Annotated in this window: 17 protein-coding genes; 2 read left to right on the top strand and 15 right to left on the bottom strand. The window is 64.4% G+C overall.

The window, feature by feature from the left end:
* Positions 1–106: 106 nt before the first annotated feature.
* The 13 genes from IHE47_RS06485 to IHE47_RS06425 all read right to left on the bottom strand — a co-directional run bounded on the left by IHE47_RS06485 (position 107) and on the right by IHE47_RS06425 (position 13,768).
* Positions 107–1,189, bottom strand: coding sequence for a UvrD-helicase domain-containing protein (locus IHE47_RS06485; RefSeq protein WP_192105071.1), 1,083 nt, complete (start codon positions 1,187–1,189; stop codon positions 107–109).
* Positions 1,170–2,774 (bottom strand): AAA family ATPase, encoded by a 1,605-nt coding sequence (locus tag IHE47_RS06480; protein ID WP_192105070.1) that lies wholly within the window; start codon positions 2,772–2,774, stop codon positions 1,170–1,172. The genes IHE47_RS06485 and IHE47_RS06480 overlap by 20 nt, the downstream gene beginning before the upstream one ends.
* A 205-nt stretch (positions 2,775–2,979) precedes the next feature.
* Positions 2,980–3,795 carry a hypothetical protein gene (locus IHE47_RS06475; protein WP_192105069.1) on the bottom strand — a complete coding sequence of 272 codons (816 nt, stop codon included), beginning with the start codon at positions 3,793–3,795 and terminating at the stop codon, positions 2,980–2,982.
* A gap of 332 nt (positions 3,796–4,127) precedes the next feature.
* Entirely contained in the window at positions 4,128–8,228 is a 4,101-nt protein-coding gene (gene mobF / locus IHE47_RS06470) for a MobF family relaxase (RefSeq protein WP_192105068.1), read from the bottom strand.
* A 13-nt stretch (positions 8,229–8,241) separates the two neighbouring features.
* Complete coding sequence (locus tag IHE47_RS06465; RefSeq protein WP_192105067.1) at positions 8,242–8,580, bottom strand: hypothetical protein; 339 nt, start codon at positions 8,578–8,580, stop codon at positions 8,242–8,244.
* Between the two features lie 129 nt (positions 8,581–8,709).
* Complete coding sequence (locus tag IHE47_RS06460) at positions 8,710–8,886, bottom strand: hypothetical protein (protein ID WP_192105066.1); 177 nt, start codon at positions 8,884–8,886, stop codon at positions 8,710–8,712.
* Entirely contained in the window at positions 8,883–9,104 is a 222-nt protein-coding gene (locus tag IHE47_RS06455; protein ID WP_192105065.1) for a hypothetical protein, read from the bottom strand. The genes IHE47_RS06460 and IHE47_RS06455 overlap by 4 nt, the downstream gene beginning before the upstream one ends.
* Positions 9,105–9,149: 45 nt before the next feature.
* Entirely contained in the window at positions 9,150–10,514 is a 1,365-nt protein-coding gene (locus IHE47_RS06450) for an AAA family ATPase (RefSeq protein ID WP_192105064.1), read from the bottom strand.
* On the bottom strand, positions 10,507–10,974 hold the full coding sequence (locus IHE47_RS06445; protein WP_192105063.1) for a hypothetical protein: 468 nt from the start codon (positions 10,972–10,974) through the stop codon (positions 10,507–10,509). Before IHE47_RS06445 ends, IHE47_RS06450 begins: the two co-directional genes overlap by 8 nt.
* Positions 10,967–11,872, bottom strand: coding sequence for a hypothetical protein (locus tag IHE47_RS06440; RefSeq protein WP_192105062.1), 906 nt, complete (start codon positions 11,870–11,872; stop codon positions 10,967–10,969). Before IHE47_RS06440 ends, IHE47_RS06445 begins: the two co-directional genes overlap by 8 nt.
* Before the next feature lie 47 nt (positions 11,873–11,919).
* A complete protein-coding gene (locus IHE47_RS06435) occupies positions 11,920–12,078 on the bottom strand; it encodes a hypothetical protein (protein ID WP_192105061.1) in 159 nt (52 codons plus the stop codon).
* 107 nt (positions 12,079–12,185) lie between these two features.
* Positions 12,186–12,662, bottom strand: a complete 477-nt coding sequence (locus IHE47_RS06430) for a hypothetical protein (protein WP_192105060.1) — start codon at positions 12,660–12,662, stop codon at positions 12,186–12,188.
* Positions 12,659–13,768, bottom strand: a complete 1,110-nt coding sequence (locus IHE47_RS06425; protein ID WP_192105059.1) for a site-specific integrase — start codon at positions 13,766–13,768, stop codon at positions 12,659–12,661. Before IHE47_RS06425 ends, IHE47_RS06430 begins: the two co-directional genes overlap by 4 nt.
* A gap of 380 nt (positions 13,769–14,148) precedes the next feature.
* On the opposite strand from IHE47_RS06425, the gene IHE47_RS06420 reads away from it, so the two are divergent.
* Together IHE47_RS06420 and tssA are read left to right on the top strand one after the other, a co-directional pair.
* Positions 14,149–17,526: an autotransporter domain-containing protein gene (locus IHE47_RS06420; RefSeq protein WP_192105058.1), complete on the top strand. Its 3,378-nt coding sequence runs from the start codon at positions 14,149–14,151 to the stop codon at positions 17,524–17,526.
* 140 nt (positions 17,527–17,666) lie between these two features.
* Positions 17,667–18,704 (top strand): type VI secretion system protein TssA, encoded by a 1,038-nt coding sequence (gene tssA, locus IHE47_RS06415; protein WP_192105057.1) that lies wholly within the window; start codon positions 17,667–17,669, stop codon positions 18,702–18,704.
* A gap of 28 nt (positions 18,705–18,732) precedes the next feature.
* On the opposite strand, the gene IHE47_RS06410 is transcribed toward tssA, so the two are convergent.
* Both IHE47_RS06410 and IHE47_RS06405 read right to left on the bottom strand, forming a co-directional pair.
* Positions 18,733–19,851: a hypothetical protein gene (locus tag IHE47_RS06410; protein ID WP_192105056.1), complete on the bottom strand. Its 1,119-nt coding sequence runs from the start codon at positions 19,849–19,851 to the stop codon at positions 18,733–18,735.
* 10 nt (positions 19,852–19,861) lie between these two features.
* Positions 19,862–22,768, bottom strand: coding sequence for an S-layer family protein (locus tag IHE47_RS06405; protein ID WP_192105055.1), 2,907 nt, complete (start codon positions 22,766–22,768; stop codon positions 19,862–19,864).
* Positions 22,769–25,376 lie beyond the last annotated feature (2,608 nt).

Here is a 25,376-nt window from a genome sequence, read left to right as displayed (position 1 = left end):
TGGCTGCAGAGCGAAACGCCCCGCCTACCAGTTAGGAGTTTTCGCGTACAACCTCCCGCTCACACCAACTCGAGTACCCCTTCAGCCTTTCGCTCTTATCTTCCTATCACCATCCAAGATCGGCGTCCTGAGGCAATCCCAGGACCGAGGGCTTTTTGATGACAAATGCCACGCTGAACCGGGCACGGGTCACGGCCACATAGAATTTTTCCGGGGCCTTCAGTTTCGTGGGATCCCGATCTTTGAGGTAGGCGAGCATGGGTTCGGTTGGGAAAATAAGGACCCGATCGAAAGTGCTGCCTTTGGCGACACCAAAGTTCATCGCAGCCAGCCCAAGAGTCTTGGCGCGCTTGTCGTGGCGCAGGAGTGTCACCCGTTCGAACCGTCCCAGGTATTCGGACACCCGGCTCTCGGGCACATAGAAAATTCCATCATGCTCTGTGACTTCGACGTCAGAGGACTTTGTTTTTGGCATGTCCGGATAGAGCGCATCTGCGAAGTCGCAGATCACCTGGTTGCAGCGGTAACTGACCGTGCGCTCGTGCAGCACGCACACGGATGCACGCGCCTTGAACCAACCCAGCAACCCAGTCCCCTGATGCTTTTTCCCCTTTTGGGAGTCGTTGGTGGAAAAGGTGTGCTGACGAGGGTCGCCCACCATCGTTACTGCGATCTGGGACTTCATTAGCAGATCCAACATATCGAGGTCGTACCCCGCCATGTCCTGGACTTCGTCGACAAAGATATGGGTGTAGATCTTTTCGAGCCGTCGAATCACCGCTCCGTCGGTGGCTTCATTCAGTACCACCGCAAGGTCCGAGACTCCGTCCTTAAACAGGTCACTGTTACTGTCCAAGAAGTAATGCCGATCCGATTTTCTGGCGTATTTGTGGTGCTTCCCCTTGAAGTTCAGTCCCTGAACTAGGAACGTGTCCCCGAATCGCGCGCGTTGATACGGTTTGATGCAATGAGCGATGAGGAACGAGAACCACCCCACGACCATAATGTGCGCGGGGATCGTCCCAACCTTCTGCTGGATGCGCCGGACGATTTGGCTTTGGTTTTCATTCGTGTAGGTGGTGATCAGGACACGGCCGTTCGTCACAGCCAACGCCGCCTCGACGATGTGCTCTGTTTTGCGGGATCCTGCGGCCGCGAGGATGGCGCAGTTACGCGGGCTTGAAGACATTGGCGATGTACTCCGGCATGGTGATCTTCGTTGCTGACTCGAAGATCGCTAAAGCCGCCTCGGTCTTGTGCTCCAGCATCCAGTCGCGAACGGCGTCCTTGGACTCGTGCTTGGCTCCCAGGACTGTGTTGAGAACCTCAAGATCGTTGGTCGCCACGATGCACGGTTCCAAAGTTTTCAGGTTGGGATCACTCCCCGTGTGGATAGAGACAAAGGCATTGCCGCTATAGGCCGAAAAGCGAGCCTCGATCTCGCCCTTCGATTTCCCATCATTGTCAGTGACAACCCACACGCGCCGTTTCAGCGGAACGGCCAAGTCGAGGAAGCGCTTATGGGACAGTCCCACGCTGATCACATCGATTCCGTCACGTATAGGGAGATGCCCTTTGGAGTCGATGTAGCCACGCTGCACCACCAACTCATCCGACGGCCCTTCCACCAAAATGACCGCCTTGGCGAGCACCAAGCGCAAGGTGTCGTATCCGGCCAATTTCTTGAAAAATCGCACCGTTTCATCTGGAACCTGGGAGAGCCGAACAGCGGAGTCGTTCTCACCCAGTAGGATCAGGTTTTCCAGACCCAGTTTGTTGAGGACAAAATTGCTGTGCGTGGCAACGACAATTTGTTTGCCTTCGCATTGCTGCTCGATGCGCTCCAGCAACATGTGCAGGTGATCGAACGACAAGTGCGCCTCCGGCTCCTCGATGAGCACAACGTGCGCCCCGTCGGCCTTGCGGCCCACAGCCAGCACTGTCTTCAGTGCACTTTGTTCACCTTTGCTCGCAAACATGAGCGGCACATCGTCGAGGTGCGCCGTCACGGTGTTCTCCCACGTGGTTCGCTGAGAAATATCGATGGCTAGGCTCAGGGCACGTGTGGTGAGCGATTGCCCACTTGTCTTCAGTTTGTCGTTGATGTCCTTGACTGATGGCTGCTCTCCAAACGCCTGCCGGAGGCTCCGATATTGTCGTGCCAACTCGACACGCTCATTCGGTGCCAAGTGCGTCTGAATGATCTGCTGCAGGTGGTAATCCACACCCGCCTGAAGGCGGACAGCCGAGGGATCAACCATCGATGCGGTGGCCGGAATGCTCCGCGCGGTCACTCCACTACCAGAAAAGCCCAGCCACTCCACCTTGTAATACTCGGTGGGAACCAGCGTGACATCGTTCGGCTGGGCGACAAATGCCTTGTATTCCTTGTCAAACCGGGCAACATCGAAGCGTGCCCAGATGCGGACCCCGCAAGTGTCCTCGTTCAGCGTGTTGTTGGTGCCCTGCAAAAGATTCGCGTCACCGCCATCCTCCAAGTACACCTCGATCAGGATCTCCGGCGGCACAGCCGTGCGGCTGGCCTTGAGGTCGTCGATGTATTCCGTCGTGGCCGCCTGATTGACGTAATACGGCGACAACTCTTGAGCGAATGCCCGGCCATTGACCCGCCCGGTGAGCGCCAGATTGATCGCCTCGATTAGGGTGGACTTCCCGCTGTCGTTTCCACCAACGAGGATGTTGGTTCCTGGCGTGAGATCGACCGTGAGATTCCGAAACTTGCGATAATTCCGTACTACAACCTTCCGAATCATGACTCCCCCCCTGTTGCAGCAATCCTTAATTAACGGCCTTGCATCAGGCCTGCCTAATGACCACCCTCCACATAATTTGTGCGCAGCGTAAGCGCACTCGCCGATCACTGGCCATCGCGATACGCGCATGCTGCTCCGCTACTACCACCCCGATGCGGCCGAGCTGGCCAAGTGGCTTGCCTAGAGATCAGCGCGGGCCTCAATTTTAGCTCTGCGGTGGTAGTTCCGCCGGCGCGAGCGAATAGCGGCCAATCCACTCTTTCGTGGCTCTTGCTTCAGCATCAAGCACAGCTCGGAACGGCGCGGTCATCCGAATCATGATGGCATCGGTGCCGGGCTGCTTAGCGCCGAAGTTTTGCGTGATGTAATCAAGAGAATCCAGCAAGGAATCGAGGCGGCCATCGATCACGGCTTCGTGGTGAGCAATGCGATTGCGTGCTTCATAGATCACTTCCAGATGTCTGGCGACATCCACGCGCTCAATGGCTTTGTTCGGGAACAGTCGGCGCAGGACTGGCTTCCACAGTGCAGCTTCGTAGTCGACCGAGAACAGGCCTTTCCAGAAGGACAACGTCAACTGCGCAATGGTCTGGCCAACGCTGACTTGGATTTGCGCCTGACGAGCACGAACTCGGCGAGCACGTGGTAGTCCGGCGGGTACACCGTTTGGGTAGGCCAAGGTGTCGAGCGCCTTTTTCTCGGCGTTCGTGAGCTTGGCGTAGGCAGCTCGCTGGGCATGGACAATGGCCTTCTTGATGCTGTCCACCTCCTTGCCATGCCAGACCAAGTGCGTGCGCGGCGGGGCGGTGAGCCAGTTTGGAACCCCTAGTTTCGCGCGGAGCTGCTCGCTGATGGCATTGCGGAGGCCGATTTCAATAAGAGCGATAACCGGCATGATCGCAGCGTTCAGTCGTAGCGACTGGTTATGCAGCTCAATCGCGTCCTGTTCCGTTCCGGTGATGGTCAGGAAAGGCGTTAGCCGCTCAGGCGAAAGGAGCCATACAATGGAGCCGTCATTCATTCCGTTGCCTTGCAAGAGGTCACGAGACGCTATATTATCGCTGGTGCAACACCCGGATCAGGTGGGCAGCGCGGTTCGCCGTGACGCACCCCGGGTGCCCTCTAAGAAGAGCGCCCCAAGGGCGCTCTTCGCTTTTATGAGGTCTGCAGAAAGCGAGTTTGGCAGGAAAGGAGTGAGGGTGATGCTCTGGGTGCAGTGCAGTCCGCGGAGCGGGCTGTCTGATGGTCTGCGGTGTTCACGGCAAAAGGCGTGTCCGCAGGTGCGTCGCTCCACAACCCACGGCTTTTCCGCCACCTGTGACGGCGAGGATGGAAGCCACCCAAGCTCGGAATTCACCACTTGAGCCCTTTGTCTCGCCTGGATCGGTGCCCGTCGTCCGTTGGCGTCTGACTCTTGCCAGCATCGACCTTCGTCGTCTTAGGTTCCGCTCCGCGCTGTGGCGCCGCTTGCGGGCCTTCTTCAAGTCTCGATCCAGACCCAACTTTCGTCGTCTTAGGTTCCGCCCCGCGCTGTGGCGCCGCTTGAGGGCCTTCTTCAAACCTCGATCCAGACCCAGCTTTCGTCGTCTTAGGTTCCGCCCCGCGCCGTGGCGCCGTTTGCGGGCTTACTTCAAACCTCGATCCAGACCCAGCCTTCGTCGTCTTAGGTTCCGCCCCGCGCCGCGGCGCCGTTTGCGGGCTTTCTTCAAGCCTCGATCCAGACCCAGCCTTCGTCGTCTTAGGTTCCGCTCCATCGCCCGCGAGCCTTTCAAGGCGTTGAATTTCCGCCTCTCGCTCGCCTTTGATGGTCTTTTCCACGGCACGCCTTGCCAACATCCCCCGCACCGCGCCAGCCGTGCGCCCGTCGGTTTGACTGCGCACCTCACGGCCGCGCTGTGTTTCGCTCATCGCGTGGCTGCGCTTTGTCAGCGCCTCGCTGTGCAGCCCACCCTTACCGTCGTGGGCATACCGGTGGCCATGTCGGTCGTACTCGACTCCATGTTTGGCTGCCATCGCATCCCAGTCGCGCTGCGGCGGAATTAGCTTCTGTTGGTCGGCCTGGTGGGTCTCTAGTGCGCGCCGCGCCAGATCCTGACTGTTGGCCGTCTCGCCGCCACCCCGCATGCGGTGTTCACGACGCCCTTGTTCAAGAACAGCCTCCCGACGAGCGGTTGCGGCAGCCTGGTGCCGGTCGATCAAGCCCTTGATACCGCGTTCCTCAGTGAAAGTACGACCACCGTCTGAACTACGTGCCGTGCGCCCGTCGGCCGATCGCACAAGGATCTTCTGCGCCTTGGGGTCTTGCCAGTTCAGTTTCCGGCCGGTGTCCGCAGCCTCCCACCTGGCATGCGCGACTACCTGCATACCCCTGACCTTGGCCTTGCTTCGCTCCGCGCCCGCACTGGCTGCCGCCACCTTCATATGGCGGATGGGGTTTACCATGCTCCGCCCTCGACGCGCCGCCTTCAGTCTCGCCTGCGCCTGTATGTCGATGTTGCGAAGCATTTTCTTGGTGTTGCGATCAAAGCGCCGGCGTGGCGCCTTGGCTGAGTAGTCCCGGATCTGATTCCCAAGCCGCTCCGCGCCCTGCCCGATGGCATGCCCCGCCGTACTGGCAATCCGCTTCCAGTTACCGCCTCGTACCTGTTCTCCCCGCTCCTTTTGCGACACCGGCTGGCTGCGCGCTTCGCGCGCGGGCCGACGTTCAGCGTCAGGCGTCACTGATGCCGAACGTCGGCCAAGATTATGGCCTTCCTCCGACCTGCCATGCTCCGGCAACGCCATTTCCTTTCTGCCTGTCTGGCTTTCGATCTGGGCAGCAAGCTTCTTGCGGTCATCCGTGTGGACAATGGCCCGTTCTCGCGCGCGAGACAACGCGACGTAAGTGCGCTGCCGATCTGCCAGCTTGCGTTGTCCCGAACGCATATTGGCAATCACCACATCCACTGTTCGGCCTTGCGCCTGGTTGGCCGTCTGCGCATAGGCCAAGTCGATCTTCGCCCCTTGTCGGGAATCGATGGCGTGGCGGCGGCCTGTGGTGTCCGTGGCCTCGATACGGCCATCCTCTCGCACGCAATCAACGATCAGATCCGAACCATTCTTGATCCGCTCCCCGTCCTCGGTGCGGATCGTCCCCTTGGCGACGATCCGGTCCCCGGTACCGATTCGAGTTTGCACTCGCTCGCTCACCTGGAGTTTGTTTGACTTGGCCGGATCAAATATCCACTCGCGCCCGTCAGCACACAGTGCAGTGACTCTCCCATCCTCGATCCGGGTGACCTCAGCCAGCTCGCCACGCTTCGGGCCACCCCGAAAATCCCGCCCTGCCTCGACGACATCGCCGGCGCGATAGTGCGCAGCATCAGCCCGCTCCGTTTCAGTCATCTGCCGATCCCGCAGCGTCGAAACCCACTGCACGTCATGAACCTGGTCAACATCCACGCGACGCTGCTGGATTGCCTTATTGACCTCATCACGGTCGGCGCGGGAAAGCGTCACGACAAGGGTGTCCCTCCCTGCGGCAGTCTCCCGCATGTAGTCATCCGCGACTGCCTCGGCAGCGGCGCCTGCAGTGGCGTGTTCGCGCACGTCCACCTTATCCAGCGCATCGGAAACCTTCCCGCTCAGCGCGTCATAGACGGCTTCCCGCAAGTGCTCGTTGCGCTGCCGCTTGATGTCGGTCAGTTCATGGGTTGCATCCGCATGAGCGGCCTTGATCTGCTCGAAGGCGGCGCCGGCCCCCACGCTACCAATCTGATGATCGTCGCCGACGAGAATGACACGCGCACCACTTTCCTGAGCCCGACGGAGCAGGTCGCGTTTGTCGCCGGCACTGACCATGCCGGCCTCGTCGACGATCCATACCTCCGGCTGCCTACGTTGACCCGGCCGATCACGGGAATGATTGGCTGCCGCGACCGTCTGCGCCTCCGCACCAATGGCATCACCCAAGGTCTTGGCCGCACTGTTGGTCGGCGCAAGTGCCTGCACCCGCCAGCCAGCCTCCCGCGCCTTCTCAGCAATGGTCGCCAGCACGGTGGTCGTTTTGGCCGTACCGGCAAACCCCTGGATCACGTGGAGGCCGCTTTCGCTGGACAAGATGCCCCGCACAGCCGCACGTTGTTCTGCGGAAAAACGATGGCCCGTAAGAGCCTCCTGGCACTCAATGGCGGCATCGATGATTGCCGCCGAATTGTCGCCGTACTGGTTCTCGCCGATCCGTGCCTGTCCTTTACCGGACGCGGCGATCGCCTGCGCCGCCGCCAGCATCTGCCGCTCGGTTTCCTCCCCCTGCCGTGTGGTGAACCCGGCCACGTTCGCTCGGCGCCCACCAGGCACATCCTGCATCGTTTCGCGTGTGACCAGATCGCCGCGCTCATGGGCGCGCTGAACCGCTTCGCCCAGCGTCACTTCATCGGCCCGTCCCTGCGAAAACTTGCGCGCTTCCGCCATGATCTGGCGCGCGGTGAACCGTGTCTCGCGTTCAGAAAGGTGGGTAATCGCGTCCCGAACGGCGGCATCTTCCGCCGCTATGGCCAGTTCGGATTCACCAGCCAAAATGCGATCGGCAGGCCGCTGACCAAGAACATATCCAGCTTGCGCTGCCTGAGCTTCCCAGCGTTGATGCAGTAGCGCTGGCGGAACATGTTCCTTGGGGCTACGGGTGTCGAGTGTGACCGCCTCGCGCGCCGCCGCGCTTGCAGTTTTGCGGCTCAAATTTCGCTTGGCTAGCCCATCGTCTACCTCATTCCGACGACTCGAAAGATCATAATGAAGATCGTCTGGAATGCCTAATAGATCAAAGCAAACTGCTCCTTTGTCATTCACTTTCCAATTGATCTCATAGCCAGCCCGCCGCGCACCATCAGCGAGGGTATTCATGTAGACGTTGCCGGCTTCGATCTGACAGGCATAAAGTCCCTGTCGGCTGTCGATACTCGCCCAACGCCCAGTAACAGGATCGCGTGTCGCGTTGGCAATTACGGCGTGACTGTGGAGCTGTGGATCAAGATTGCGCGACGTCGAATGACGAACGACACCAGCGACGAGGTTTCCAGTGTTTCGGTACGCATACCCACTGGTTGCATCCCGCTGGCGGGTGATTATTACGTGCGCTTCGATGTGGTCGAGTGCCGCCCTGACAGCCATATCGTGGGCAGCCGTCAGCCGCTCATCCTTGTTCACAAGCGCCGCAATGCTCACGCTTTTCGGCGCACTGAAAGTCACATCCCATCCCGGTGTATGACGCTGGGGATTCTTGACGGCTGTCGCTCCGAACGAACCCGCCAGCACATCGCGGAACTCGGTTGGGTCGATGTCACCACGTAGACCCAAATCTGCCGCGCCACGCCCATACCACGCTGCCGCGCTTTGGTCGGACAGATAGTAGTCGTCACGCTCGCTGTAGTAGTTGAACGCCAGCGCAGCGCTCTTGATTTTCTTCAAACCAAGCATGTTTGAAATCTCCTCACTTCTGATCCACAGGCCAACGTGTTTCTGCCCACTGTCGGAACTTCAGCAACCCACCATTGATGCGCTCTGCACTTGCGTTGAGTTCGGCGGCCAGCGCCGTAGAAATCGCCTCTGTCAGCTCCGCCCGGAATTCGACGAACTGCGTGTTTTGCTCATCCCGCATGGCATTGAGTTGTTCCCAAAGCCGATCATCCCGATCTTCGGCAGCGCCACGCTCTAGCGCGGCGGCTGTGAGGTAGGCGTTGATCGACATGCCAAGACTCGCGGCATGTCTTGCGATCGCCTCCGCGTTCTCCGACGACACGCGTAACGTGAGTTTCTTCTCGTCCTGCATGGCTGTTTTTCTCCACGATTTAGCTGCAAGCCATGACGGCATGGCGGCGGCACCTGAAACCGCGCAACAACGTGGTTTCAGGGTGTTGTGACGGCACAATGACGGCAGAAAGCGACGGCCCCCATGCCATCACCCGCAAACCGCATTACCGTTGGGTTTGCCGGGGTTTTGAGCGCCGAAGGCGCTGCCGCAGGCGTGCATGGTGTGTGCGAACGAGCGCAGCTCGCGAGCAAGCGGACTTGTCCGCGACTTTCCGGGGCCCGCGCAGCGGGCATGAATGTTCGATTTCACAGATTCGATGCTCATGCCGGTTTCGCCTCCGGGCCTGAATTCGCATCCGACGCCTTTGCTGCAGCACCTGCTTTTTGCTGTGCGATACGGATCAGGTCACGCGTGCAACCTGCGGTTCGAGCGAGGCGCAAAAGCTCCCGCTCGTCCCGCTCACGCTCGGCGGCTTGCTCCGCTTTGAGTTGCTCGCGGAGCTTGGCGATTTTGGCTTCAAGGGTTTGGATCTTCTTGCTCATGTTCACGGTCTCCTTTGTTGGCTGTACCTGTTGAAGTTTTCGCGATCAGATCGCTACTGCCCGCGTCGCGGCGTGGACGACGACACGGTTGTCTTCAACCCTAATTGCGACATGGGAGACCCCGCGGTCTTTGAGGTCGAGCAGTTGATCGACCACGGCGCTTTCGACAGCGCGCACTACCTCACGGACGCCGTAGTCCTTGAGCTTTTCAGCTTTCGTCACGAGTTCGATCAGCAGTTCCGCGTCCACGCTCACCACCTCAACGCCAGCCTCACGCGCGAGGCCCATCAGGAAGCGGCCAACGATGGCGGCAAGCGCCCGCCGGCTCAGAGGTTCAAACGGGAAAATGGCGTCCAGACGTGCCAGCACTTCGGGCAGGAATCCGCTGCTTTTCAGTTCGTCCTTGACCTTGCGCGTGCGCTCGGAAGGATCGGTGGTGGCCGCCGCGATCTTGCCGATTTCTGCCTGCTGCGCATTGCTGGTCAGCACAATCATGAAGCCCGAGGCGTCATAGACCTGCCCGGTCGATTGCTCGGTCAATCTGGCCTCGTCCAGAAGACCCATCACCGTCCGCAACACCACGGGATGTGCCTTTTCAACCTCGTCCAACAAGATCAATCCCGTACCAAACCGGCCAATTTCGCGGCAGAGCTGCCCGCCCTCTTCCGCCCCCGTATATCCCGGGGGCGCACCGATCAGGCGCTGCACGCTGTGCTCGGCGCTCAATTCGTTGCAATCCACGCGAATCATTCGCCCGGCGAAAAGCTCGCCTGCCAGTGCCTTCGCCAGTTCGGTTTTCCCCGCGCCTGTGGCGCCCACAAACAGCGCGGTCATGACCGGCTTGTTGGGGCGTGCCAGTCGTGCCCGGCGGAACGCTGTCTGCACGCACTCATGCACGACCACGTCTTGGCCAATCACCCGCTCACGCAGAAATTCTTCGATGCGGGCAGGATCGAGGTGAGAAAAATCAGCACGCTGCCCCTGTGGTGCCTTGGCACCAAGAAAATCGTCAAGCTGAGCTTGCTGGTCGGTGGGGATGAGGTCGAAAACGTTCTTCATGACTTTGCCTTCGAGGATGAGGATGAGCGCCGCGCTCGCCGCCGCAGCGACCGCTGCGGCACCGATTCCGAGGGCCGGTTGATCGAGTGACAGGAGTGCCACCTGGGCACCCGCTCCCACGACAAATGCGCAGGCAGGGAGCGCCAACTTCAGCGTCCCGAAGTAGTACCGGAGCTTCACCTCCGGCCAGCGTCGCAAGCGGGCATAGGCCAGCGCTGCTGACACTGTGAGCAACCCGCCGGCAAGGTCTTCCAGGTGCGAAAGGAAAAGGAACGCAACCACAACGCCAATCGCAATACGGACGCGTGACACACCCTGCGGCATGGCCGGATCGAGGTTCGGGTTATTCATGGCTTGCTCCTTCGCGCTTGTCGCCATCGGAACCCGGCATAAGCTCGAAAATTTCGGCCATGCTTGATCCATCCAGTATCCCGACGAGACGAACAAAGCTCGCGCCGCTCCATACCGCCACAGCAAGCGATAGTTGTATTGCCAAAAGAGACACTGGGGATCGCTGCAAAATTGAATAGGCCGGGCAGACCGCGCTGATAAGCGCCCCAGTTATCAATGCAAGTAGCGGAAGCGCCATCTTCCGAGTCGTGAAGTAGTACCTCAAGCCGACACTTGGCCAAAGAGACAGTCGCGCGAGAGCGAGTACGGCAACCATGCACGCCATGCCAATAGCAATTGCAACCAAGTGCGCGAGATAAACACTGGCACCCACACAAACGCATGTGTAGGTCAGATCTTCCGCGACGTTCCACGGCAAAAGCCGCAATTGAAGATTTGGACTTCCGATGAGCTTATTCATGACCTTCTCCGGTTTCTGCAACGGCTGTGGAAGGCTTCGCCGGCGTTGAAGTCGGCACATCGGTCGGATGGTTGGTATCACCAACCGCAACAGGCGGCATGGCATAGGGCACCACCGACATCGGCGAAGTGGTGCCATCACCCACTGCGATCTGCACGGCAATGCCCGTACTGGCCCCTTGGAAACCACCACGGCTCACTTGGATAAGGAACGTGTGCCAACCCTTGCTGAGATTGAGCGTGGCCGTCTGCGACGCGGGTTCATTGGCAAGGGAGAGCGGCTGGCCCAACGGCTGGCCATCAATGGTGGCTTCCACCGTACCCACCCCTGCGGCGACACGCAGGATTGAGATCGATGCGGGCGCATCGAGCTTGAACCAACCTTGGAATTTTTGCGCCCAGTCCGGGCCGCCTCGCGCCGGATTCTCAGACTGAAATTCGGTCAGTTGAGCGGGTTCCGCAGCAGCCTCAATCTGCGAGAGCTGGCCGAATTGGTCTCGCTGGAAGGTGGAAGATTCGACCCAGCCTGACGCGATCCCGGCGGGTGGCGCAGTTGGCTTGACCATCGCCTGTGGAACCAGGGGCGGTGTGCCACGCATTGCCTCTGCTGGCACAACCGCTGGTGCAGTGCCACCTACCACCGCTGGTGGCTGTGTGGCCGCCACCGGAAGGGCCAGGGGTGGCTTGATGACCGGAGCAGGCGGCAAGGGCTTGCGAAGGACCGTTTCCGCCACGGGCACGTGCTCAGGCACGAGTGCAGTTCGAGAGAATCCCCGGCGAGCCACCGAAGCAAGTGAAAGCAAAACGACGATCGCGATGAACGCGACGGGGATCAGAACTGCGCGCGGTTGCCGACGTGCCCAGGCTTGTACGCGCTGAGCGATGGTTTCGTTTCCCATGCTGTCCTCCTGTTGAAGGGGGCAGCAGAAATTGGTGCCCCTATATGTTAGGAGTTTTCGCGGTCGCGCTCGGATTCGGAGCCACTCACGTGCTTCTTTTTCGGCTTGCTCGGACTATTCAGCAGGTGGCTGCCGAGAAGCGTGCCAAATGCCAAAAAGGTGAGAGTTCCCAAGAACTCAATCATGTAGAGGTCGAAACCGTTCATCACCTCAATCTTCGCCCTGATGCTTGCGCATCACACGAGCCTTGCGGGCCTCATCAGTTGATCTCGCTCTCGCGCCTTCAGCACTACGAGCGTCTTCGCCAACGAAGCTAGGGAAAGCTCTCGTTCAAGAAAGCCAGTACGGAATAGAGGAGTGTCAGCAACACACCGGTCCAAAACCACGCCTCTACGTTGCCAGTACAGAATCCATATCGCTGAAAGTCGGTGACCGTAACCGCCTGCGGCGTGTGTTCCAGCGAACCTAGCCACGGACTGGCCAGTGGCATGCAGCTCTGAAAATCACCATCCACACAGAGTTGCGGCCCATCAATTTTGTTGAACACTTCAATGCTCATCTTCTGGCCACGAAGCGCAGAGATGGCACCCTTCACGGTCACAGTGCCAAGGGTTGTCTGGATGCTGGAATCCACGGATGAAACAAAGGTGCCAAGATCAAGCTTCTGAACAACTACCAATGGTGTGCATGCCTGCCAGATGAGAAGCATCGACGGAGTAATGATTCCAAAAATGATCATGGCCGACAGGCCTGCCAGACGCAGCCTCTTGCTAAGGGTCGTACGGCTCATGGCATCACCTCCGATGTCATCGAACTTGCGGCAACCATGGCCACATCGCGCAGACGCATGGCAAAGTCTTCTGGATCTGGGTGGTAGTAACGAAGAAGCATGGCGGGCGACGTATGCCCCACGATCTTCATCAACTCGTGCAAGCTGAAAATCTTCGCAAGGCGGCTACAGGCTTCGTGACGAAGATCATGGAAGGTCAGATCAGCAAGGAAGTCAGGCGCAGGGATGACCCCGCTTTTCGCACAGTCAGCCAGGTATTGGGCACGACTGCGCTTGACGGCCCGACCAAACGCCTGCGTTATCGAATGCGGCTGAATCCCGCCAAGCAAGGAAGTCTCCGCCACCTCGTCCTTGCTCTTCTTCGCAGGCAAAAGTTCCCGCAGCACCTTGATCGATTCAGGCGACAACGGGACACCACGCGTTTTGCCCGCCTTTGTGATCTGGCCGGGCAATTTGGTCACGCAGGCATCCAGATCCACCATCGACCAGCGCAGCTTGCTGAGTTCACCGCGGCGCATGGCAGTTTCCACGGCAATCCGAACAGCAGCAGGTAGCCAAGGGGAGTCGCTCGAATCACAGAGAGCGGTTATTTCTGCGGAGCTGACGCGACGTTCGCGTTCGGTCGCCCCCTTGAGCTTCAGCGCCTCAGCCGGGTTGCTCAGCCCCGTCATGTGCCAATCTACCCGCGCGCACTCGAAAACAGCATGCAGGATGGTCAGTCGACGATTGATCGTGGCCACGGCGTAGCCTTGCTCGATCCAACGATCGCAGAGTGAGCGCACATTGCCGCGGGTGACGCGGTCGAGCACAGTCTTTGCAAGTGCTTCTTCTTTCAATGCCTTGATGTGATAGCCCTCGACCTTGGCACCACGGTGCTTGGGGGTCTCCGTGGTCTGGTACTTTTTCAGCGCTTCCGCCAGAGTCATCCGGTCGGCTCCGCCAACGTCGCGCCACGCGCCGCGCTCGATTTCTCCCTCGATCTTCCTGGCCCACGCCTCCGCGTCCACCTTGCGTGTGAAGGTTTTGATTAGTTGTGGGACGCCAAATCGAGACTTGCGGATGAGCACTCTGTAGGTGCCCGCTTGTGTTTTTGTGATGGTTGCCATGCCTCCATCGTAGGAAAACTTTTTTCCCTGTAAATACAAGAACAAAGTGTACTTTTCGCGTACCGCGTGACAGACAAATACCGCTGAACCCGTTGGTGCACCTTGCTTTGCGGGCGTTAGAAATTCGCCTTCACACGGCAGGTGTCACAAGTTCGATCCTTGTACCGCCCACCACCGAATCGAAGACGAAGGGCCCGGCCATGCCGGGCCCTTCGTCTTTCTGCCCCTCCGACGCAAGACGCACGCTGCGCGGCATCCGGCATTTCCATTTCTCCGCTCTCAAACGTCTCTAGCTCGATGGATGCGTCCCGCCACGGGGAGTGGCCGGGCACGAATCGACACGGTGCAAACCAGGCGCATCAGACGGGGAGAGAAGTTACGTGAGCAAGTTCAATCTGCGGCCGCTGCCTTTGGCGCTGGCCTGCCTGCTGGCACCCTTCCACGCGGCGGTCGCCGCCGATACCAGCACCACCATTCCGCTGGACCTGATCCAGGAGAACTACGGCGGTGGCCAGTACGGCTACCGGCTGGGCATCAACGTGGGCGTCAACGGCGCCACGCCCGAGGAATACCTGTTCGACACCGGCTCGGACTCCTTCAACATCGACGTGGGCCACGGCTCGCCCGCGTGGTTCCCGAACCAGCCGGGCGTGGCGCAAAGCGCGCCGTACGCCTACCTGTACGGCAACGGCACCTACGGCTACTGGCAGACCTCCACCACGGTCGGCAGCCTGCAGTTCTACAACTCGTCCACCGGCACGCAGGCCGCCAGCTACGCCACGCCGCAGGGCCTGCCCGTGGCCACGGCAACCGACTGGCTGGTCACCCCGCAGAGCGCCGGCGGCGACACGCTCGGGCCGGCCATCACCACCCAGGGCGGCGTCACGCTGTACCAGGACCTCACCTGGCAGCAGAGCCTCAACCAGGGCAACCCGCCCGAGGAAGGCATCTTCTACGGCACCTTCGGCGCCGGCGACTTCGGCAACGGCGTGCCCGGCATGCTCACCGGCAGCGGCTACATCGTGGAAGCCAACGGCACCGGCAAGGCGCCCGGCGCCTGCGCCCAGGCCTGCCTGATCGTCGGCCTGACGCCCGCGCTGCGCGCGCAGTTCCTCAGCGTGGTGCCCTGGCTTCCCACCCAGGGCCAGACCAGCCCGTTCCCGCTGTCGGGCGCGCCCTCCGCCTACCAGTTCGACACCGCGTTCCTGTACACGCTCACCAGCGGCGGCCAGAGCGTGAGCGCGCCGATGATGACGCTGTTCGACACCGGCACGCCGAACATCATGCTGATCGACAACGGCGACCTCGGGCTGGCCAGCGGCGAGCAGGCCGCCGGCAACATCAACCAGTACGGCGACCTGGTCCCCGGCATCACCCTCACCGCCACCGGCCTCGCCGTCACCGCGAACGGACTGGCCATCTCCGGCCTGCCGACCTCGGTGACCAGCGGCAACGACAGCCAGGGCGACTACAGCAACGTGGTCACGCTGGGGCCCTACGGCGGCTTCCCCGATGCGGCGATCTACGGCCTGTCGTTCTTCATGCACAACGCGGTGATGTACGACCTCGCCAACCAGGCCACCGCGTACACGCCGTTCTACATTTCCACCGCCGACATCACCACCGGCTTCACGGTGACGCCGGACATGGGCCCGCTGGGCCTGGCCGGCACGATCTCCGGCAGCGGCCCGTTCGAGGTGGCCGCGGGCGGCATCGCCGACCTCAGCGGCAGCAACACCTACACCGGCGCCACCCAGGTCGCCAACGGCGGCTGGCTGGCGCTGGCCGGCCCGGGCAGCATCGCGGCTTCGTCCAGCGTGCAGGTGGACGGCATCCTCGACGTCTCGCGCACCTGGCAGCCCACCGCGCTGCAATCGCTCTCCGGTACCGGCCTGGTGCAACTGGGCGACACCACGCTGGACCTCACCAACGCCAGCAGCAGCTTCGGCGGCCAGATCACGGACGGCGGCATCGGCGGCGGCATCGGCGGCAGCCTGGTCGTGTCCGGTGGCCGCGAGACGCTCACGGGCAGCAACACCTATACCGGCGCCACCGGCGTCGGCGCGTCCGCGGCGCTGGACGTGGAAGGTTCGCTGGCCAGCGGCGTGGTCAACCTGGGCATGCTGGTCGACAACGGCAGCATCCACGGCAACGTGGTCGACGGCGGCCTGCTGCTCGGCCACGGCAGCATCGGCGGCAGCCTGGCGGCGACCGGCATCGTGGCGCCGGGCAACGGGCCGGGGCAGTATCAGACGCTCGCCGTGGCCGGCAATTACACCCAGGCCGCCCGTTCGTCCTACCTGGTGCAGCTCGATCCGGCGCAGGCCGGCGTGTCCAGCCTGATCGCGGTGGGCGGCAGCGCGACCCTGGCCAGCGGCGCCGGCATCGGCCTGTCGTCGGTGTCCGCCGGCCTGTACCAGACCGGCGCGCGCTACACCGTGCTGGATGCGGGCACGGGGCTCAGCGGCCACTACCAGCTCGTCGGCGATACCGCGCTCAGCGCCGTGCTCGGCATCACGCCCGGCTACGACGCCAACCATGTCTACCTCACCGTGACGCAGACCCGTCCGCTGACCGCCGCCGGCGGCACGCCCAACGAAGTCGCCACCCTGGGTGGCGCGCAGAGCCTGGCGCCGCAGGCATCCGGCACGGGCCAGGCCGCAGTTGCAGGCATGCATCCGGCGGCCTACCGCGCCACGGCCGCCGGTTCCGCGCCGGCGGCGGCGTTGTTCACCGTGCTCGCCAACCTGCCCACCGATGCGGCGCTGCGCGCCGCCGCCGACCAGCTCTCCGGCGAGATCCACGCCACCGCGCAGGGCGTGTTGCTGGAAGACAGCCGCTACGTGCGCGACGCGGTCACCGGTCGCCTGCGCCAGGCCGGCGAAGGCGCATCGGGCGATGCCGGTGGCGCAACCGTGCAGGACGGCCAGGGCGGCCTCGCCTGGTGGGGCCAGCTCGTGGGTGCCTGGGGCCAGCAGGACGGCGACGGCAATGCCGCAGCGACGAAGCACACCAGCGGCGGATTGCTGCTCGGCGCGGATCATGCCCTGGGCGACGACACGCGGCTGGGCATCGTCGCCGGCTACACGCAGACCTCGCTGGATACGGCGGCGCGCGACTCGTCGCTCTCCAGCCACGACCTCGATCTCGGCGCCTATGCCGGCACCCAGCTCGGCGGGCTGGGCCTGCGGGCAGGTGCCGACTACAGCTGGCACACGCTCGACGGCACGCGATTCATCAGCGTGCCCGGTCTGGCCGGGCACGAGGCAAGCCGTTACGACGCCGGCACCGGCCAGGTGTTCGGCGAGGCCGGCCACCTCTTCACGTTCAAGCGCTCGACGCTGGAGCCCTTTGCCCAGGCCGCCTGGGTGCACCTGAGCACCGACGGCTTCCGCGAATACGGCGGCGCCGCGGATCTGGACGGCCGCGGCGCAAGCCGCTCCATCGGCTACAGCACGCTGGGCGCGCGCGCGACCACCGGCTTCCCGTTCCACGGCGACCAGCGCGTGAGCGTGCACGGCATGCTGGGCTGGCGCCGCGCATGGGGCCGCACCGACACCGCCACGACGATGGCGTTCGCCGGCGGCGCGCCGTTCGTGGTGGCTGGCCTGCCAATCGCCCGCAACGCGCTGGCCGCCGACGCCGGGCTCACCGTGCAGGTGGCGGAGCACGCCTCGTTCGACCTGTCCTGGCAGGGCCAGCTCGCTCGCCAGGCGGTGGACAGCGGGTTCCGCGGCAGCTTCGACTGGCGCTTCTGAGCGCCTTGTTCGCGGCCTCCGCACGACCCGCGCAGGCGCACGCCATCGCGCGTGCGCCTGCGCGTCCCGGATGGCCTGCGCACGGCCCGCGCGCCTGGGCCTGATGTACCATCCGGGGCTCGTACTCAGGGGAAAAAGCCATGGCACACCGCGATCTCGAATCGTTGCTGGCACCGTTCGACGATGAAACCCCCAGCGGCCCCGACCTGGAGTACGACCCGGAGTTCCAGAACCTGGAGCGCACCGCCACGCCCAAGGCCGAACGCGCCGTCGGCGACAGCGTGAAGACCGCCGAGGAACCCGACTGGGACAAGGTGTCGGACATGGGCGAAGCCCTGCTCGGCCGCAGCAAGGACCTGCGCATCGCCCTGCACCTGACCGCCGCGTGGACGCGCATGCACGGGCTCGCCGGCTGGACCGATGGCCTGGCGTTGATCCGCGGCCTGCTGGAAAACCAGTGGGACAGCGTGCATCCGCAACTCGATGCCGAGGACGACAACGACCCCACCGCACGCGTCAACGCGGTGGTGCCGCTTACCGACATGCAGGGCGTGCTCGGCTACTTCCGCAGCACGCCGTTCGTGCAATCCCCGCGACTGGGCCGCTACTCGCTGCGCGACCTGCGCATCGCCAACGGCACCATGAAGGTCTCGGCGGAGAACGAATCCGCCCTGCCGAGCATGACCGACATCGAGGCCTGCTGCCTCGACTGCGCCGAGGAGCAGCTGACCGACGCCGCCCAGGCGACGGCGGCGGCCATGGAACACGCACGCGCCATCGACGCCGCGTTCAACGATCGCATCGGCACTGCCGGCCCGGATCTCAAGCCGCTGCTCGGCGAGATCTACGAGCTCAAGAAATTCCTCGATGGCGAGATGGCCAAGCGCGCGCCGGCCGGCGAAGCCGGTGCAGCGGACGGCGACGATGCCGGCGACGGCTCCGCCGCCCCTGCCGCCGCGAACGCGGCCGGTGGCCGCATCGAAACGCCGCAGGATGTCATCCGCAAACTCGACGAGATCTGCGAGTACTACGCGCGCCGCGAACCCTCCAGCCCGGTCCCGCACATCCTGCGCCGCGCGCAGCGGCTGGTGGGCATGGACTTCGTCGGGCTGATGAAGGACCTGGCGCCGGGCGGCCTGTCGGAATTCCAGGTCATCTCCGGCGCCAACGAGGAATGACGGGGCCGCGCCGGGAAGGCGCGGCCGCTCAATCGACGCCGAGGCAGACCGGTGCGCCGCTGCGCACGAACAGCATGTGGACGGTCGGGTCCCAGCTGAGCGTCATGCCCCCCGGCAGGCCCGCCGTGATGCCGGCATCGGCCGACTGCGTGATCGGGCCCACCGTGGCCTGGTCGCCATCGCCGAAATGCGCAGTGGCGCTGACTGTGTAGCTCTGCGGATTCGCGCAGGCCGTCCCGTCGATCGCCTGCGACACGGCGGCGTTGCGCCGCGTGATGGCCGGCAGGCTGCCGTGCCCCAGCGTGAGCGTGCCCTGCCCGCGGCAGCTCGCCGTGAGCGTGTAGTCGATGCCCACCTGCAGCGGCGGCGCCACCTGCAGTGTCGCCACCGCCTCGGGCTGCCTGGTGCAGCCCACCAGGAACGCCTTGCGCTGGGGCACCACGTGCAGCACGTAGCCGCCCGGTTTCAGGCTTGCGGTGTTCGCCAGCGTGAGCGCGATGCGTTGCGGCGTGATGCTGGTGATGGCCGGTTGCGCGTCGACGGGCCTGCCCTGCGCGTCGGTGAGGCTCAGCTGCGGATTGGCGCATTGCGCGTCCAGCAGGTTCGCGCCGAGCACGACGAAGGCCAGCGGCTGGTCGGCGGGATGGATCACGAACAGGGGTTGCTGGTCCGGAGTCTCCACCGCATCGATCACCGGTGGCGACGGCTTGTCGGCGGGCGCAGCCCTGGCGAGCTGGTCGACCGCCAGCGCGAGCGATGTCGCCAGCGCCTGCGCATCGCCGCCGCGACAGGCGGCCGAAGCCTTCAGGTAGGCTTGGGTGCGCTGCGCGGCGGCGTTCGCACGCAATGCCGCACCCTTGATCCTGCCGCCGAGGATCTCCACGGGCTGGGCCGTCGCACTGCCCAGTTGCTGGCGCAACGCGTCGCCGATCTGCGCCAACTGCTGCCCGACCGTGGACAAGGCCGGATCCGGGCGCGCCTGCGTCCGCTGCGCAAGGGCCTGCCGCGCCGCGTCGAGTTGCGCGAGCACGTAGTCGCCGGTGGGGCGGGCCGCGTCCTGCGCCGCGATCCGCCCGTTCCATCCGGCCGCCGCCAGCAGCAGGCCCAGGCCGGCAAGCACCGCCGGCAGGCGTCGCGGCCCGTGCATTCGCCGTGGCTCACTCATTGTCCGGGCAATCCGCCGACGCCGGCTGGCCGGGCTGGCAATCCTGCTGGTCGGCCGGCAGCAGGATGCCGGACGGCACGATGCCGAACGAGCGGTAGTTCGCGGTGATCACGCTGGAGTCGATGTAGGTGTCGCCGTGGTTGCCGTTCTGCGCGCGGCTGGTCAACGCCGAAGTCGGCACGTTGACGGTGGGCGCGCCGGCCACGCCGAGCAGGCCGCCCTGCGCATCCACGGCGTAGAAATACGCCGGCGGCGAGCCCACGTCGGTCACCACCTGGGTGCTCACGCCGGTGACGTAGATCGGCGCGCCGGCGGTACCCATGTGCCCGGTCGACGACCAGGTGCCGCTGCCGTCGTACAACCACGTGGTGCCCAGCTGCAGCAGGTTGCCGCCCCGCACGCCGAGGTACAGCGAAGCGGTACCCGCGTTCACCGTGTACGCGCTGCCGCCCACCGAGGCCAGCGTCAGCGTCTGCGCGTCGGTGAAGCTGAAGCCGGCCGTCGAGGAGAACCCGCCCAGCGTGGAGACATGGTTGCCCATGAATTGCGCGGCCGAGCCCAGCGTGGTCGGGCCGACCGCGCTGCCGGTCAACGTGGTGGCCGTGATGGCGCCACTCGCGCCGCCGTCGATGCGGCCCGCGGACTGCAGCGACACGAGGTTGGCGGACAAGCTGCCGTCGATCGCCAGGCCGCCGCTGGTCGTCTGCAGCGTGATGCTGCTGCCGCCGTTGACCGCGCCGGTGACGTCCAGCGCCTCGCCGTCCAGCAGGGTGAAGCCGTTTGCCGTGAAGTTGCCCAGCGCGGCGATCATGTTCGGCGGGTCCAGCGTGGTGCTGCCCGTCGACTGGCCGGTCAGCAGGCCGGCCGTGATCTGGCCATTGCTGCCTTCGCTGATCGAGCCGCCGGAAACGAGCGTGGTCGTGCCGCCGCCGCTGTCGACGCCCGCGTTGATCGCAAGGCCGCTGCCGCCATCCAGGGTCACGGCGCTGCCTGCGACGTTGCCGTTGATCGTCAGCGCACCTGCCGTGGTGGCAAGGCTGGTCGCGCCGCTGCCGCTGTCCACCGCGCCGGCCACCGTCATGGCCTGCGCGTTCGTCACGCTGATGCCGTCCGCGCTGAAACCGCCCAGGCTGCCGATCCGGTTCGCACCGTCCAGCGCGGCCGCGCCCGCGGCGTTGCCGACCAGCGTGCCCGCGGTGATGACGCCGCCGCTGCCTTCGCCGATCGCGCCGCCCGAGGCCAGCGTGGTGGTGCCGCCGCCGCTGTTCACGCCGCCATTGATGGTGATGCCGCCGTTGCCGGCGAGGCCCACGGTGCCACCGGCGACGCTGCCGTTCACGGTCAGCGCCCCTGCCGTGGTGGCGAGGTTCGTCGCGCCGCTGCCGCCGCTGACCGCGCCGGTCACGCTCAGCGCCTGCGCGTTCGTCAGGCTGAAACCGTCCGCGCCGAAGTTGCCCAGGTCCGCAACCCTGTTGGCGCCGCCCAGCGCCGTCGCGCCGCTGGCGCTGCCCGTCAGCGTGCCCGCCGTGATCACGCTGCTGCTGCCCTCGACGATGGCGCCGCCGGAAGACAGCGTGGTGCTGCCCGCGCCGCTGTCCACGTTGCCGTTGATGCCGAGGCTGCCCTGCCCGCTCAGCGCGACCGAACCACCGGAAACGCTGCCGTACAGCGTGAGCGCCCCCGCGGTCGTCGCGATGCGGGTGGCGCCGCTGCCGCCGTTGACCGTACCGGCCACGGTCAGCACCTGCGCGTTCGTCAGGCTGAAGCCGTTCGCGGTGAAGCCGCCCAGCATGCCGATCTGGTTCGCACCGTTCAGCGTGGTGCTGCCGGTCGAGCTGCCCGTCAGGGTGCCGGCGGTGATGATGCCGCCGGTCTGCGCGATCGAACCGCCGCTGCTGGTCAACACCAGGGCACTGCCGGCCACGACGTTGCCGGCGAGGGTCACGCCCGACTGGCCGCCGAGGGTGACGTTCTTGCCCGACAGTGCGCCGGCGGCAGTCAACGCGCCGCCGTTGGCGGCCAGCGAGAGGTTCCCGGTACCGGCATTGATGGCGCTCGCCGGCAAGGTCAGCGCCCCGCCGGCAACCAGGCTCACGTTGTTGTTGCCGGTGTCGGTCAGGGAAGCGATGGTCAGGCCGTTCTTGTCCACCAGTGCAACGCCAGCCCCGGCGACGGTCACGTCGCCGACGAAATCGTTGCCCTGGTTGGTCAGCGCAATGCCGCCGCCGGCCTGGATCGCGGTCGTCCCTCCGACCGTGAGCGGCCCGCTGCCCTGCTGCACCGCCCCGCCGGCATTCAACGACAGGTTCGTGCCCACGCTGAGCGGCCCAAGCGTGGTCGTGGCCGCCGGATTCGCCTCACTGATCGCCAGCGCGCCGGCGACGACGCCGCTCACGCCCAGGTCGCTGCTCGCCTTGATCGACGAAATGCCCGAAATGGTGCCGCCGATGCCCGTGGTGCCGCTGCCCGTCAGGCTGACGTTCACCGCCGTGGTGTAGCCGGTGTAATCCAGCGTCCCCTGGCTGCCGGCGTCGAGGCTGCCGGACAGGCTGCCGTCGGCTCCCGAGTGCATCAGGACGTAACCGCTCCCGGTATCGACCAGGTTGCCGATGCCCGCGAAGGTCCCGGCGAGATCGGTCGCCGTGCCGCGGTTGGCTCCGCTCAACGCCCAGTCCTGGTTGGCTGCGACGATGGTGCCGATGCCGCGGTCGGCAATGTTCTCGAACGACGTCCAGCCCACCGTGCCGTTGTTGCCCGCGTTCGCGCCGGTGAGCGTGTAGGTCTGGCTGCTGCCCGTGAGCGTGTCGCTGTTCCCGCTGCCCGCGACCGTGGTGACGCCGCTCCACGTGCCACCGATGCCCGTGCTCTTGTTGCTGCCGTCCGACAGGTCGAACGTCACTGCCGTGCCATAGCTGCCGTAGCTCAGCGTCTTCGCCGTCAGGTTCCCCGCGAGGNGCTGCCCGCGGTGCCGAAGTTCACCGCGCCCGTCGCATCCGCGATGTTCTCGAACGACGTCCAGCCCACCGTGCCGTTGCTGCCCATGTTCGCGCCGGTGAGCGTGTAGGCCTGGCCACTGCCCGTGAGCGTGTCGCTGTGGCCGCTGCCCGTGACTGTCGTGACACCCGTCCAGGTGCCGCCGATGCCTGTCGTCGCCCCGCTGCCGTCCGACAGGGCGAACGTCACCGCCGTGGCGTAACTGCCGTAGTTCAGCACCTTCGCCAGCAGGTTCCCGGCGATACTGCCCGCGGTGCCGAAATTCACCGTGCCCGTCGCATCCGCGATGTTCTCGAACGAGGTCCAGTTCACCGTCCCGTTGTTGCCTGCATTCGCACCGGTGAGTGCATAAGTCTGGCCACTGCCCGTGAGCGTGTCGCTGTGGCTGCTGCCCGCGACTGTCGTGACACCCGTCCAGGTGCCGCCGATGCCTGTCGTCGCCCCGACGCCGTCCGCCAGGGCGAACGTCACCGCACTGCCGTAGCTGCCGTAGTTCAGCGTCTTCGCGGTCAGGTTCCCGGCAATGCTGCCCACGGTGCCGAAGTTCACCGCACCCGTCGCATCCGTGATGTTCTCGAACGACGTCCAGTTCACCGTGCCGTTGCCGCCCGCATTGGCACCGGTGAGCGCGTAGGTCTGGCCGCTGCCCGTGAGCGTGTCGCTGTGGCTGCTGCCCGCGACTGTCGTGACACCCGTCCAGGTGCCGCCGATGCCTGTCGTCGCCCCGACGCCGTCCGCCAAGGCGAACGTCACCGCCGTGCCGTAGCTGCCATAGTTCAGCGAGGCCGCCGTCACGTTCCCGCTGACGCTACCCGTCGTGCCGAAGTTGACCGTGCCTGCCGCATCGCCCAGGTTGCCGATACCGGTGAAGCCGCCCGGCAACAGCGTCGCCACCGTGCCGGCATTGCCGCCGGTCAGGTTGTAGACCTGACCACCCGTCGCCTCGATCGTGCCAACGCCCGCGTCGGCGATCTGCTCGAACGACGTCCAGCTCACCGCGCCGTTGTTGCCCGCGTTCGCGCCGGTGAGCGTGTAGGTCTGGCTGCTGCCCGTGAGCGTGTCGCTGTTCCCGCTGCCCGCGACCGTGGTGACGCCGCTCCACGTGCCACCGATGCCCGTGCTCTTGTTGCTGCCGTCCGACAGGTCGAACGTCACCGCCGTGCCATAGCTGCCGTAGCTCAGCGTCTTCGCCGTCAGGTTCCCCGCGATGCTGCCCGCGGTGCCGAAGTTCACCGCACCCGTCGCATCCGTGATGTTCTCGAACGAGGTCCAGTTCACCGTGCCGTTGCCGCCCGCGTTCGCCCCCGTGAGCGCATAGGTCTGGCCATTGCCCGTCAGCGTGTTGCTGTTGCTGCCGCTGCCCGTGACCGACGTGACGCCGCTCCACGTGCCACCGATGCCTGTCGTCGCCCCGACGCCATCCGCCAGGGCGAACGTCACCGCCGTGCCGTAGCTGCCATAGTTCAGCGAGGCCGCCGTCACGTTCCCGCTGACGCTGCCCGCGGTACCGAAGTTCACCGCACCCGTCGCATCCGCGATGTTCTCGAACGACGTCCAGTTCACCGTGCCGTTGTTGCCTGTGTTCGCACCGGTGAGTGCATAAGTCTGGCCGCTGCCCGTGAGCGTGTCGCTGTGGCCGCTGCCCGTGACCGTCGTGACACCGCTCCACGTGCCGCCGATGCCCGTCGACCTGTTGCTGCCGTCCGACACGTCGAATGTCACCGCCGTGCCGTAGCCACCGTAATTCAGCGTTGCCGCCGTCAGGTTTCCGGCGATGCTGCCCGCGGTGCCGAAGTTCACCGTGCCCGTCGCATCCGCGATGTTCTCGAACGAGGTCCAGTTCACCGTACCGTTGTTGCCTGCATTCGCACCGGTGAGTGCATAAGTCTGGCCGCTGCCCGTGAGCGTGTCGCTGTGGCCGCTACCCGTCACCGTCGTGACGCCACTCCACGTGCCGCCGATGCCCGTCGTCGCCCCGACGCCGTCCGACAGGGCGAACGTCACCGCACTGCCGTAGCTGCCGTAGTTCAGCGTCTTCGCGGTCAGGTTCCCGGCGATGCTGCCCGCAGTGCCGAAGTTCACCGCACCCGTCGCATCCGTGATGTTCTCGAACGACGTCCAGTTCACCGTGCCGTTGCCGCCCGCATTGGCGCCGGTAAGCGTGTAGGTCTGGCCACTGCCCGTGAGCGTGTCGCTGTTATTGCTGCCCGTGACCGTGGTGACACCACTCCACGTGCCGCCGATGCCCGTCGTCGCCCCGACGCCGTCCGACAGGGCGAACGTCACCGCACTGCCGTAGCTGCCGTAGTTCAGCGTCGCCGCCGTCACGCTGCCCGTGACGCTGCCGCCCGTGCCGAAGTCCACCGTGCCCGTCGCATCCGTGATATTCCCGAACGATGTCCAGCTCACGCCACCGCTGCTGCCCTTGTCCGCCACGCTGTTGTCCAGCGCGTAGGTCTGGCCACTGCCCGTCAGCGTGTTGCTGTTGCTGCCATTGCCCGTCACCGTCGTGA

The organism is Rhodanobacter sp. DHB23, from assembly GCF_014842975.1.
Lineage (GTDB): Bacteria > Pseudomonadota > Gammaproteobacteria > Xanthomonadales > Rhodanobacteraceae > Rhodanobacter_A.
The sequence above is the reverse complement of the archived record's forward strand: the minus strand, read 5'-3'. Positions and strand labels throughout refer to the sequence as shown.